At 70.8% G+C, this 12,540-nt stretch carries 11 protein-coding genes; 4 read left to right on the top strand and 7 right to left on the bottom strand.

The window, feature by feature from the left end:
• Positions 1-19 precede the first annotated feature (19 nt).
• Positions 20-391 carry a DUF4267 domain-containing protein gene (locus ACZ7OO_RS21525; protein ID WP_471506615.1) on the bottom strand — a complete coding sequence of 124 codons (372 nt, stop codon included), beginning with the start codon at positions 389-391 and terminating at the stop codon, positions 20-22.
• A 91-nt stretch (positions 392-482) separates the two neighbouring features.
• On the opposite strand from ACZ7OO_RS21525, the gene ACZ7OO_RS21520 reads away from it, so the two are divergent.
• Positions 483-1,061 (top strand): TetR/AcrR family transcriptional regulator, encoded by a 579-nt coding sequence (locus ACZ7OO_RS21520; RefSeq protein WP_471506613.1) that lies wholly within the window; start codon positions 483-485, stop codon positions 1,059-1,061.
• A gap of 92 nt (positions 1,062-1,153) precedes the next feature.
• Here the strand turns inward: ACZ7OO_RS21520 and ACZ7OO_RS21515 are convergent, their stop codons facing one another.
• The 5 genes from ACZ7OO_RS21515 to ACZ7OO_RS21495 all read right to left on the bottom strand — a co-directional run bounded on the left by ACZ7OO_RS21515 (position 1,154) and on the right by ACZ7OO_RS21495 (position 8,105).
• Entirely contained in the window at positions 1,154-3,385 is a 2,232-nt protein-coding gene (locus ACZ7OO_RS21515) for a putative bifunctional diguanylate cyclase/phosphodiesterase (RefSeq protein WP_471506611.1), read from the bottom strand.
• A 213-nt stretch (positions 3,386-3,598) separates the two neighbouring features.
• Positions 3,599-5,794, bottom strand: coding sequence for an NAD-dependent DNA ligase LigA (gene ligA / locus ACZ7OO_RS21510; RefSeq protein ID WP_471506609.1), 2,196 nt, complete (start codon positions 5,792-5,794; stop codon positions 3,599-3,601).
• A 13-nt stretch (positions 5,795-5,807) separates the two neighbouring features.
• Positions 5,808-6,809, bottom strand: coding sequence for a methionine synthase (locus ACZ7OO_RS21505; RefSeq protein WP_471506607.1), 1,002 nt, complete (start codon positions 6,807-6,809; stop codon positions 5,808-5,810).
• Positions 6,810-6,859: 50 nt separating this feature from the next.
• Entirely contained in the window at positions 6,860-7,558 is a 699-nt protein-coding gene (locus tag ACZ7OO_RS21500; RefSeq protein WP_471506605.1) for an SDR family oxidoreductase, read from the bottom strand.
• Between the two features lie 7 nt (positions 7,559-7,565).
• On the bottom strand, positions 7,566-8,105 hold the full coding sequence (locus tag ACZ7OO_RS21495; RefSeq protein WP_471506603.1) for an LOG family protein: 540 nt from the start codon (positions 8,103-8,105) through the stop codon (positions 7,566-7,568).
• A 50-nt stretch (positions 8,106-8,155) separates the two neighbouring features.
• Between ACZ7OO_RS21495 and ACZ7OO_RS21490 the strand changes: the two genes are divergently transcribed.
• Complete coding sequence (locus tag ACZ7OO_RS21490) at positions 8,156-8,482, top strand: DUF427 domain-containing protein (protein ID WP_471506601.1); 327 nt, start codon at positions 8,156-8,158, stop codon at positions 8,480-8,482.
• A gap of 275 nt (positions 8,483-8,757) precedes the next feature.
• Here the strand turns inward: ACZ7OO_RS21490 and mnmA are convergent, their stop codons facing one another.
• On the bottom strand, positions 8,758-9,894 hold the full coding sequence (gene mnmA, locus ACZ7OO_RS21485; RefSeq protein WP_471506599.1) for a tRNA 2-thiouridine(34) synthase MnmA: 1,137 nt from the start codon (positions 9,892-9,894) through the stop codon (positions 8,758-8,760).
• Positions 9,895-9,954: 60 nt separating this feature from the next.
• Here mnmA and ACZ7OO_RS21480 point away from each other — a divergent pair, with 60 nt between their 5' ends.
• Both ACZ7OO_RS21480 and ACZ7OO_RS21475 read left to right on the top strand, forming a co-directional pair.
• Positions 9,955-10,608, top strand: a complete 654-nt coding sequence (locus ACZ7OO_RS21480; protein ID WP_471506598.1) for an N-acetylmuramoyl-L-alanine amidase — start codon at positions 9,955-9,957, stop codon at positions 10,606-10,608.
• Positions 10,609-10,829: 221 nt separating this feature from the next.
• Positions 10,830-12,446, top strand: coding sequence for a multicopper oxidase family protein (locus ACZ7OO_RS21475; RefSeq protein WP_471506597.1), 1,617 nt, complete (start codon positions 10,830-10,832; stop codon positions 12,444-12,446).
• The last annotated feature ends 94 nt before the right edge of the window (positions 12,447-12,540 follow it).

The following is a 12,540-nucleotide window of genomic DNA, read 5'->3' as shown; positions in this document are numbered from 1 at the left end:
GATGGACGTGTCGTGCCGTTCACACGAGGAACAGCAGCACCGCGCTGATCAGCACAACGATCGCGGTGGCGAAGTGAATCCCGTAGGCGACCGACTTCGTTCCGCCGTTGCGCAGCACTATCAGCGTGTCGAACAACGGCACGAGTGCCACGCAGAGCATGAACCAGGCCTCCGCCCGGGCGCCTACGAAGGCGAGCAGGGCGAGACCGACGACGCCGAAGGTGCCGTCCCTGAGGCCCTTGATCGCAAGGTAGGCGGAGGCGTCGCCCTTCGGGTCGGCGGGGACGCCGTAGCCGACGGCGGAGGGCTCGGGCTGGAGCAGGAACCGGGCGCCGATGAAGGCGATGAACAGGTCGAGTACGACGGCGAGCGTGTAGGCGGTGACGGTCATGACGGCCCCCTGGGTTGTCTAGCAACGCTAGGACTGATAGCGAAGATAGCAGAGCGGCGACAGATTGACTAGCACCGCTAGAATCGCTGGCATGTCGATTCAGACGCGCCGGAAGCGCGAGCGGGCAGAGCGGGAGCAGCTGATCGTCACGGCCGCGCGGGAACTCGCGGAGGCGGAGGGCTGGGACGCGGTGACGACCCGGCGTCTGGCCGCCGAGATCGAGTACAGCCAGCCGGTGCTCTACAGCCACTTCAAGGGCAAGGACGCGATCATGGCGGCGGTGGCGATCCAGGGCTGCGCGGAGCTGGCGACGGAGCTACGGGCGGCGCGCGAGGCCGCGAAGGACGTGAGCGGGGCACTGGCGGCGGTGGCCGAGACGTACACGTCGTTCGCCCGCCGACGCCCCGCGCTGTACGACGTGATGTTCACGCACACCGTGAACCTCCCGTTCGCGACCCCCGAGGCCCCGGAAGCCCTGCAGGCCGCGTTCGCGGAGCTACTGCTGGCGGTGGAGCCAATCGCCCTGGCCGGCGACGACCCCGGCCTCCTGACGGAGACGTTCTGGGCGGCCCTGCACGGCTTGGTGACGCTGATGCGCAGCGGCCGCTTGCCGGAGCACGCACACCAGGAACGAGTGGCACTACTGGTGGCCCACTTCATGACGCCGTGACCTCATCGCCCCCCCCAAGGGGCGCGGGGAACTGCGCGACCAGCCACAACGCACCCGCAGTCCCGACACCACCGCACCCCCACGGCAGGTGGCTACTCGGCGGCCGGCAACGCCGCTCGCGGCCGCTGCCACCCCCGCGACCCCCGCGCCAACAGCCACGCCGTCGCCTCCTCCGGCGGCATCGCCGCGGCGACCAGCCACCCCTGCACGGCGTCACACCCGAGGTCCCGCAGCCGCTCCCACGTCTCGTCGTCCTCCACACCCTCCGCGACGACCAGCAGCCCCAGCGAATGCGCGAGGTCTACCGTGCAGCGCACGATCGCCGCGTCCTCGTTGTCGATGGCCAGCCGGGCCACGAAGGACCGGTCGATCTTCAGCTCGCTCACCGGCAGCCGCCGTAGATGCACCAGGGACGAGTAGCCCGTACCGAAGTCGTCCAACGACATCTTCACGCCGTGGCCGGTCAGACCCGCGAGGGTATCGGCGGCCCGCTGCGGGTCCTCAAGGAGCACATGCTCGGTTATCTCCAGTTGGAGTGCTCCCGCCGGGACGCCGTGCCGCGCCAGCCGCGCGGCCACCGAGCCCGCGAAGCCCGGCGTGTGGACGTCACGCGGCGAGACGTTCACCGCCACCGGCACCCGCAGCCCCTGCGCCCGCCACTTGGCCACCTGACCGAGCGCGGTATCCAGGACGTACTCCGTCAGATGGGGCATCAGGCCCGACGACTCGGCGATCGCTATGAACTCGTCCGGCGGCACCTTGCCGCGCTCGGGGTGCACCCACCGCACCAACGCCTCAAGACCGGCCACCTGCCCGTCGAAGCGCACCTTCGGCTGGTAGTGCAACTGCACCTCGTGGGCGTCCAGGGCGCGGCGCAGATCGCCCAGCAGCCCCAGCCGGTCCGGGGTGTTGGAGTCCCGCTTGGACTCGTACACCTCGACGCCCGTACGGTCCCGCTTCGCCTGGTACATCGCCACGTCCGCCCGGCGCAGCAGCCCCTCCGCGTCCAGCGCGTGGTCGGGGAAGACGGCGACGCCCGCGCTGGCCTCCAGGACGAGGGTGAGTCCGTCGAGGTCGAGCGGGGAGGAGAGGGCCGAGACCAGGCCCCGGGCGACGCGGGTCGCGGACGTCGTGGAGTCGGCGACCGGGAGTAACACCGCGAACTCGTCACCGCCGAGCCGGGCCGCCTCCGCACCGCGCGGCAGCGCGGCCCGCAGCCGGTCGGCTATCTGCAGCAGCAGCCGATCACCGGCGAGATGACCGAGGGTGTCATTGACCGAACGGAATCGGTCGAGGTCGATCACCATCAGGGCGGAGCGGGCGCCGATGCGTTCGGCGTCGTCGAGGGCGGTCCAGATCCGCTCCAGCAGCCACTGCCGGTTGGGCAGTCCGGTCAGCGGGTCGCGCAGTTGCTCCTCCGCGCGGGCCCGGGCTATCCACAGGGTGGAGTCCAGGGCGACCAGCGGGATGGAGAACAGCGGGAGCAGCAGCGGCTGGGCGACGGCGACCACGCAGACCAGCGGGGCGATGCCGAGCAGTGCGACCGCGACCAGTCCCTGGCGCATCAGGGCGGTGCGGGCGACGGTGGGCACTCCGCCGCCGCGCGGTGCGTGCAGGTACCAGAGCAGGGCGCGGGTGACCGCGAGATAGGCCACCGCGACGAGGACGACCTCGGGGGCGGTGGCGACGCTCCAACTGCCCGGGTTCCAGGGCGACTCGACGGTCGGGACCCGCCCGCACAGGCCGAGCACCAGCGCGCCGGCGCCGATGCCGAGGATGTCCACCGCGCCGTGCAGGAGGCCCTGCCGCCAGCGGTGGCGCCTGGCTATGCCGACCAGGACGACGACGGTGAGGCTGACCATGCCGGCGGGCACCCAGCCGTACAGCAGGAGTACGGCGAGGGTGAGGGCGGCGCCGGAGCCGGTGCCGCCCCACCAGCGGGCGCGGCCGAGCAGCACCAGGTGGCCGACGATGATTCCGGTCAGCACGGCCAGCGACCAGCCGACCGTGCCGGACGGGAAGAGGGCGTGGTTGTCGGTGAAGGCGCGGTAGAAGCCGGCGCCCAGGGCGAACGCGGCGGCCGCGACGACTCCGGCGGGCAGCGCGGGCCAGGTCAGGTGCCGTTCGTGCTCGTGGCCGGGCAGGTCGGGCCGCGGCTCGACGGCGGCCAGCGGCAGCGGGTCGCGCGCGTCCACCGCGGCGCTCACCACCGGCATACCGACGCGCCGGTCGCCCCGCAGCGTCCGCCGAGTCCCCCGCCACGCGCCCGCCCGGCGGCGCAGCGGTAGCCGCGCGTCCGGGGCGGCGCTCTCGGTCGGTTCCATTCCCGTCCCTCTCACAGCCGGCGGTGCCCACGCCATGCGGTCCGTGCCCTGCGGGAGCACGGGAATGCCCCGACCGCAGCTGGGCACGGCAGGTGCACATCTCAACAGTAGGCCGCAGAAGGCTTCCACGGGCAGCGGTCGTCGACGGTTGCCCGATTGCGCCCCGGCCACCCGTATGCATCTGGTATGCGCCGAACGGGTGGCCTTCAACCGCTACTGCTCGGTTGGAAGGGCGACTTCGGCCGCCGCGTCCGGTCCTTGCTCCAAAAGGACGACAAATCCGTCCTCGTTCAGAACCGGAACCTTCAACTGCATCGCCTTGTCGTACTTCGATCCGGGGTTGTCACCCACGACCACGAACGACGTTTTCTTCGACACCGAGCCGGTCACCTTGGCTCCGCGGCTCTGCAGTGCGTCCTTGGCGCCGTCCCGGGTGTAGTGCTCCAGGGTTCCGGTCACGACCACGGTGAGGCCTTCCAGGGGACGCGGGCCCTCGTCCTCACCGGTGGACTCGTCCTCCAGCGGAACTCCAGCGCTCTTCCACTTTCGGATGATCTCGCGGTGCCACTCCTCGGCGAACCACTCCTTGAGCGCCGTCGCGATGATGCCGCCGACGCCGTCGATGTGCGCCAGTTCCTCCTCGGTGGCCTGCTCGATGCGCTCGATGGAGCGGAACTCGCGCGCCAGTGCCTGCGCGGCGACGGGTCCGACGTGCCGGATGGACAGGCCGTTGAGGAAGCGGGCGAGTGGGCGGGTCTTCGCCTCCTCGATGTTCTGGAGCAGGGCGAGGGTGTTCTTCTTGGGCTCGCCCTTCTGGTTGGCGAAGACCGTGACGACCTTCTCCTCGCCCGTTTTGGGGTCGCGCTTGGGCAGCCCGCTGTCCGCGTCCAGCACGTACGCCTTGATGGGCAGCAGCTTCTCCACCGTGAGGTCGAAGAGGTCGCCCTCGTCGATCAGCGGCGGGTCGGCCGGCTCCAGCGGCCGGGTGAGCGCGGCCGCGGCCACCGCGCCGAAGTGCTCGATGTCCAGGCACTCACGCCCCGCGAGATAGGCGACCCGCTCTCTCAACTGGGCCGGGCAGGTGCGGGCGTTGGGGCAGCGGAGGTCGATGTCGCCCTCCTTCATGGCCCGCAGCGGCGTCCCGCACTCGGGGCACTCGGCCGGCATCACGAACTCCCGCTCGCTGCCGTCCCGCAGGTCGACGACCGGGCCGAGGATCTCCGGGATGACGTCACCGGCCTTGCGCAGCACCACGGTGTCGCCGATCAGCACGCCCTTGGCCTTGACGACCTCCTGGTTGTGCAGGGTCGCGAACTCCACCTCGCTGCCCGCCACCGTGACCGGCTCGACCTGCGCGTACGGCGTGACCCGCCCGGTGCGGCCGACACCGACCTTGATGTCGATGAGCTTGGTGTTGACCTCTTCCGGCGCGTACTTGTAGGCGATCGCCCAGCGCGGCGCCCGCGCGGTGGAGCCGAGCCGCCCCTGGAGGCGGATCTCGTCGAGCTTGACGACGACCCCGTCGATCTCGTGCTCCACGGAGTGCCGGTTCTCGCCGTAGTAGGCGATGAACTCCCGTACTCCGTCGAGGTCGTCGACCACCCGGTTGTGCGGGGAGGTGGGCAGCCCCCAGGTCTTCAGCAGGTCGTACGCCTGGGAGAGCCGGGTCATGCCCTCGAAGCCCGCCAGGGCGCCGATGCCGTGGACGACCATGTGCAGCGGGCGGGAGGCGGTGACCCGCGGGTCCTTCTGGCGCAGCGAACCGGCCGCCGCGTTGCGCGGGTTGGCGAACGGCTTGTCACCGGCCGCGACCAGGCGCTCGTTGAGCTCGGCGAACTTCTCCATCGGGAAGTAGACCTCGCCGCGGATCTCGACCAGGTCGGGCACCTTGTCGCCGTGCAGGCGGTCCGGGATCTCGGCGATCGTACGGACGTTGGGGGTGATGTCCTCGCCGGTGCGGCCGTCGCCGCGGGTCGCCGCGCGGGTGAGCCGGCCGCGCTCGTAGGTGAGGTTGACGGCGAGGCCGTCGACCTTCAGTTCGCACAGGAAGTGGTACTCCTGGTCGCCCAGTTCCCGGTGGATCCGCTCGGCCCAGGCCGCGAGGTCCTCGTCGTTGAAGGTGTTGTCCAGCGACAGCATGCGCTCGCGGTGCTCGACCGCCGTGAACTCCGTCTCGTACGCGCCCGCGACCTTCTGGGTCGGCGAGTCCGGGGTGCGCAGCTCGGGGTGCTCGTCCTCCAGCGCCTCCAGGGACTTCAGGAGCTTGTCGAACTCCGCGTCGCTGATGACCGGAGCGTCCTTCACGTAGTACCGGAAGCGGTGCTCCTCGATCTGCTCGGCGAGCCGCGCGTGCTGCTCCCGTGCCTCGGCGGGCACCGCCGTCTCCGCCTGCTGCTTGTCGCCGGCCACCGTGTTCCTCCCGTTACTCTGGGTTGTCCGCGAGTGATCTCGCCGCCAGGACGCAGTGGGCGAGCGCCTGCCGGGCGTAGGCGGGGGAAGCTCCCGCCAGCCCGCACGACGGGGTGACCGTCACGGCCTCCGCGAGAAGCCCTGGTTGCAGCCCCAGCCTGCGCCACAGCGTCCTGACACCCATGACGCTACCGGCAGGGTCTGACAATGCCGTGTCCGTGCCCGGCACGACACCGGCGAACAGCCGGGTACCGCCCTCCACGGCCTCGCCGATCGCGTCTTCGTCACGTTCGGTGAGGAGTGAGAAGTCGAAGGAGACGGCGGCGGCCCCGGCACGGCGCAGCAGTGCGAAGGGGACGTCGGGGGCGCAGGAGTGGACGGCCACCGGGCCGCCGGCGTGGACGCCCATGACGTCCCGCAGCCTCGACTCGACGAGCTGGCGGTCGACGGCCCGGTGGGTGCGGTAGCCACTGGCCGACCTCACCTGACCACGCAGCACGGCGGTGAGGGACGGCTCATCGAGCTGGAGCACGATGCGGGCGCCGGGGATACGGCGCCGGACCTCCGCCAGATGCAGCCGCAGGCCCTCGGCAAGAGAGGCGGCCAGGTCACGGCAGGCGCCGGGGTCGGAGAGGACCGCCTCGCCGTTCCGCAGCTCCAGGGCGGTGGCGAGGGTCCAGGGGCCGACCGCCTGGACCTTGAGCGGACCCTCGTAGTCCTGGGTGAACTCCTCGAGCGCGTCCAGGTCCTCCCCCAGCCAGGAGACGGCCCGCCGGGTGTCCCGGCCCGGCCGGTCGCCGAGCCGCCAGCCGCTGGGTTCCACGCGCGCGTACAGCTCGACGAGCAGGCCTGCGGTACGGCCGATCATGTCGGCGCCGGGGCCGCGGGCGGGCAGTTCGGGGAGGAAGGGGAAGTCCTCGAAGCTGCCGGTCGCGGTCCTGGCGGCCTCTCGGGCGTCGGTACCGGGGAGGGAGCCGATGCCGGTGGCGGGGCCGAAGGAGGGGGTTGCGTTCACGTGAGGAGCCTAAGCGGGGTGGGCCGACGGGGGTTCTCGGAGTCGCTGAATCACATACCGGGGCGGATCGTCAGGTCGTTGATCTCCGCGTCTCTAGGGAGGTCCAGGGCCGTCAGGATCGTGGTCGCGACCGACTCCGGGTCGATCCACCTCGCCTCGTCGTACTCCTTGCCCTCCTGCTGGTGGACCTTGGCCTGCATCGGGCTCGCCGTGCGGCCGGGGTAGACCGAGGTGACCCGGACGCCGTTGCCGTGTTCCTCGTGGCGCAGGGAGTCGGCGAGGGCCTTCAGGCCGTGCTTGGAAGCCGCGTACGCCGACCAGCCCGCGTGGGCGTTGAGGCCGGCGCCCGAGTTCACGAACAGCACATGGCCGCGGGCGGTGCGCAGTTGGGGCAGGAAGTGGCGGGTCAGCTCGGCCGGTGCGACCAGGTTGACGTTCAGCTGGTGCCGCCAGGACTTCGGGGTCAGTTCGCCGATCTCGCCCAGGTCGACCACGCCCGCGATGTGCAGCAGCGAGTCGACCCGGTCCGGGAGCGTCTGGTGCGAGAAGGCCCAGGAGAGCTTGTCCGGGTCCGCCAGGTCGCCCACCAGGGTGCGGGCGCCGGGGAACTCGGCGGCCAGTTCCTTCGCGCGGCCGGCGTCGCGCGCGTGCAGGACGAGGTCGTCCCCGCGCGCGTGCAGACGGCGGGCCACGGCGGCGCCGATGCCGGAACCGGCACCGGTGATCACATGAGTTGCCATGCGGGCCATGCTCGCATCAGCCGGCGCTCCGGGCCGCCTCCAGGTGGGCGAGCGCCGCGGCCGGTTCCTCGGCGAAGAACATCAGCTCGGACAGGGGCCGGGGCAGGAAGCCCTCCTCCTCCATGCGGCGGAACTGCTGCTTGAGGCCGTCGTAGAAACCGGCGGTGTTCAGCAGGACGACCGGCTTGTCGGTGCGGCCGTGCTTCTTCAGCTCCAGGATCTCGGTGGCCTCGTCCAGGGTGCCGGTGCCGCCGACCATGATCACCACGGCGTCGGCCTTCTCCAGCAGGAGCCGCTTGCGCTCCGCGAGGTCGGACGCGATCACCATCTCGTCGGCGCCGGGGCGGGCCTTGTTCGCGAGGAACTCGACGGAGACGCCCAGCAGCTTGCCGCCGGCTTCCTTGACCCCGTCCGCGACGACCTTCATGAGGCCGACGTTCGAGCCGCCCCAGACGAGGGTGTGGCCGCCTTTGCCGATCAGTTGCCCGAAGTCCCGGGCCGGGCGGGTGTAGCGGTCGTCCAGGTCGGCGGCGGAGAGGAAGACGCAGATACGCATGAGGTCAGGGTAGGCGGGAACAAGTCGGCGCCCGCCACTGTCATCCCTGTATGGCTTCTGGACACACGATCACCATCGAGAAGAGCGACCGGGCCGTGCGCGTGGTGCACGGCGACCTCGTGCTGGCCGAGAGCGACCGGCCCCTGATCCTGCGCGAGACCGGGAGTCCCGTGCGCTACTACATCCCGGCCGAGGACGTGCGGCTGGATCTCCTCACGCCCTCCGAGACGCACACCGTCTGCCCCTTCAAGGGCACCGCCTCCTACTGGTCCCTGCCGGACGCGCCGGACCTGGTGTGGGCCTACCCCGAGCCCAAGCCCGACGTCGCCGCGATCAAGGATCACCTCTGCTTCTACGAGGTCGAGGTCACCGGCTGATCAGAGGGAGAGCAGCAGCTTTCCCGTGGTCGCGCGGCTCTCCAGCGAAGGGCTTGGCCGCCGCGGAGAAGTCCGACGCCCAGCGGGGCGACCCGTCGTAGCCGGCGGTGTGGCGCGCGCCGCCTGCAACTGGATCGGGAGGCGGCCCAGCGCCCCGCCGCAGGACGACGACGGCCTCGGGGTCGTCACCGCGGCGGCCTCGGCGAATGCGCTCACTGCGCCGCCAACGGCAGTAGACGTGGCGGTGTTGCCCCCCCCGGCCCGGCCGAGAGGGGTCAGGCGCGGGCCACGTCGGCGGCCCGGACCGTCGAGGCGATCGTCGCCGAGCCGACGACGCGCGTGCCGTCGTACAGGACGATCGCCTGGCCGGGTGCGACGCCGCGGACCGGCTCGGTGAAGGTGACGCGCAGCTCGCCGTCGACGGGTTCGGCGCTGACCTCGGTCTCGCCTCCGTGGGCGCGGAGCTGGGCGGTGTAGACGCCCGGGCCGGTGGGGGCGGTGCCGCACCAGCGGGGCTTGATCGCCGTCAGTCCGCTGACGTCCAGGGCGGCGGCCGGGCCGACCGTCACCGTGTTGTCGACCGGCGAGATGTCGAGGACGTAGCGCGGCTTGCCGTCGGCCGCCGGGGTGCCGATCCGCAGCCCCTTGCGCTGGCCGATGGTGAAGCCGAACGCGCCCTCGTGGGTGCCGACCTTGGCGCCGGACTCATCGACGATGTCGCCCTCGGCCTTGCCGAGCCGCTGGGCCAGGAAGCCCTGGGTGTCGCCGTCGGCGATGAAGCAGATGTCGTGCGAGTCGGGCTTCTTCGCGACCGCGAGGCCCCGGCGCTCGGCCTCGGCGCGGATCTCGCCCTTGGTCGTCAGTGTGTCGCCGAGCGGGAAGAGCGCGTGGGCGAGCTGCTGCTCGTCCAGGACGCCGAGGACGTACGACTGGTCCTTCGCCATGTCGGAGGCGCGGTGCAGCTCACGGGAGCCGTCGGGGAGCGTCACGATCTTCGCGTAGTGGCCGGTGCAGACCGCGTCGAAGCCGAGGGCGAGCGCCTTGTCCAGCAGGGCCGCGAACTTGATCTTCTCGTTGCAGCGCAGGCACGGGTTGGGGGTGCGCCCCGCCTCGTACTCGGCGACGAAGTCCTCGACGACGTCCTCGCGGAAGCGGTCGGCGAGGTCCCAGACGTAGAACGGGATGCCGATGACGTCGGCGGCGCGGCGGGCGTCGCGGGAGTCCTCGATGGTGCAACAGCCCCGCGCGCCGGTACGGAAGGATTGGGGATTCGCGGAGAGCGCGAGATGGACGCCGGTGACGTCGTGACCCGCTTCGGCGGCGCGGGCGGCGGCGACGGCGGAGTCCACGCCGCCCGACATGGCGGCGAGGACGCGGAGGGGGCGGGTGCGCTGCTGCGGGGTGTCAGTCATAACCCCTCCAGAGTAAAGGGACGCGGGAACCGGGGCCCGCGAGTATCCGTTGGGGATCACATGGGGGCGACGACTGGTGATCGGGACCGGCGGATCGGGCGGCGGGCGCTGCTGGTCGGCGGGGCGGCGGCGGCCGTGGGCACGGCGGTGCTGACCAGGGACGAGCTGGCGCGGCTGTACTGGCGGCTGCCGGGGGTGCGCAAGGCGCGGGTGGCGGGCGCGGTGGACTTCAGGGGCGCGCGCTGGGTGGCCGCGTCACCCGCGAACTACCGGACGGCGAACCGGCCGGACGACTATCCGGTCGACCGGGTGGTCATCCATGTCACCCAGGGCGGCTACGCGAGCGCGGTGAAGGTCTTCCAGGACCCGGCGCACGAGGCGGCGGCGCACTACATCGTGCGCAAGGACGGGCGGATCACCCAGCTGGTCCGGGAGCTGGACGTGGCGTTCCACGCGGGCAACCGGTCGTACAACGAGCGCAGTGTCGGCATCGAGCACGAGGGTTTCGTGGACCGCCCGGAGGACTTCACCGACGCGATGTACGCGGCGTCGGCGCGGCTGACGACCGCGATATGCCGGCGGTACGGCATGCCGCTGGACCGGGAGCATGTGATCGGTCATGTGGAGGTGCCGGGGACGGATCACACCGACCCGGGCAGGTACTGGGACTGGGAGCGCTACATGGGTCTTGTACGGCGGGTCGGACAGCCCTGACCCTGGTTCCACCCGTGATTGAATCGTTATTCTGTGCTCGCCCTGCGCACCGCCTGTGTCCGTTGCGTCCCGCACCCCGGGCGCCAGCTGCGCCTGCTCAACCCCCGCTTTTTTCAAAGGAGTTAAGCATGACCGGCATCCATGGCTGCTTCACAGTGCCCCCGCCCTCCTCCTAACTTCGCCTCAGATTTCGCACAGTCCTCAGGTCAAACATCCCGGCCATGACCCACACCTCAGAGCCCCCCTTCGAGGCGGGCGGCAGCGAAGAGCAGGACACCCGCGGCAGGCGACGGCGTGCCAAGGGCGCGGAGCACTCCAAGGCCGGGCGCGTCACCGGGCCCGAGCACTCCAAGGACGCGACGGCCAAGCGCGGCAAGGGCGTTCACCGGCGGAGGTTCCTAGGCGGGATGGCCGGGGTCGGCCTGGGCGCCGTCGGCGCGGCGGGCACGACCTTCGCCCTGCTGACCGACGCGAACGGCAACAAGGCCGGCGCCGCGACCAACACCGCCACCCTGTCGGTCCCGGACCTTCTGGAGGGCACCACCTCCGACAGCACCACCACCTACACGATCGAGGCGCAGACCGGCAGCGCCGAGGTGATCAGCGGTGTCACCAGCACCACCGCGGGCTACAACCAGTCGTTCCTCGGCCCGACCATGAAGTGGACCAAGGGCAACACGGTCCTTCTCAACATCACCAACAGCCTGGGCGAGGACACCACCGTCCACTTCCACGGCGCGCACGTCCCGGCCAAGATGGACGGCGGCCCCCAGGTCGCCTTCTCCGACGGCGAGACCTGGTCGCCGACCTTCGAGGTCCTCGACGAGCCCATGACTCTCTGGTACCACCCGCACGCCCTGGGCACCACGGCGAAGCAGGCGGTGCACGGTCTGGCCGGCATGATCATCGTCGAGGACGACGACAACACCACCAGCGCCGCGCTGCCCAGCACCTACGGCACGGACGACATCCCGCTGATCTTCCAGTGCCTGGCCGTGGACGACGACGGCGACATCAAGTACGACCTCACCGGCTACCTCAGCGGCAACCTCAACTACCCGCTGCTGGTCAACGGCACCAACGTCGACGACACCACGCTCACCTTCACCGCGACCAAGACCCGGACCCGGTTCCGTCTGCTCAACGCCTCGCCGTCGGACATCATCACCATCCAGCGCAGCGACGGCGGCACGATGACGCAGATCGCCACCGACCAGGGCTATCTGTCCGCGGCGGCGGACGTGACCGAGATCCGGCTGGTCGCCGGCGCCCGCGCCGAGATGGTCATGGACCTGTCGGACGACGTCACCCTCCAGGCGGTCGTCACCACCGGCTGGGTCCGCGGCGGCAGCGGCACGTACGACTTCCTGTCCGTCACCGCCGGCGGCACGGACACCCCGGACGACCTGCCCACCTCGCTGCGGACCATCGACCGGTACGACACCAGCGACTTCACCGCGCGGACCATCACCCTCGGCCAGAGCGGTACGACCATGACCATCAACGGCTCGGCCGGCACCAGCATGAGCTCGATGGCCATGATCAGTACGACCCTCGGGTCCAAGGAGATCTGGACGATCAAGAACGGCACGCAGCTGGAGCACTCCTTCCATCTGCACGACGTTCCGTATCAGCTGATCTCCGTCAACGGCGAGGATCCGACCGGTGTCGAACTCGGCTGGTACGACACCTACGAGGTGGTCGGCGGTGGCTCCATCGAGATCGCCATGGAGTTCACCGACTTCACCGACGACACGTACATGTACATGCTCCACTGCCATCTCCTGCAGCACGAGGACGAGGGAATGATGGCGTCCCTCATGGTCACCGAGAGCTAGCCGGAACCTGGTCTCCCGGGAAGGCTGCCGCCGGCGGTGGAAGCGCCGGCGGCAGCCGTTCACGGCGTTCCTCTCGCACGAGCGCACCTTCGAG

This window comes from Streptomyces sp. NPDC111744 (genome assembly GCF_055634995.1).
This window is presented reverse-complemented; position numbering and strand designations above follow the sequence as displayed.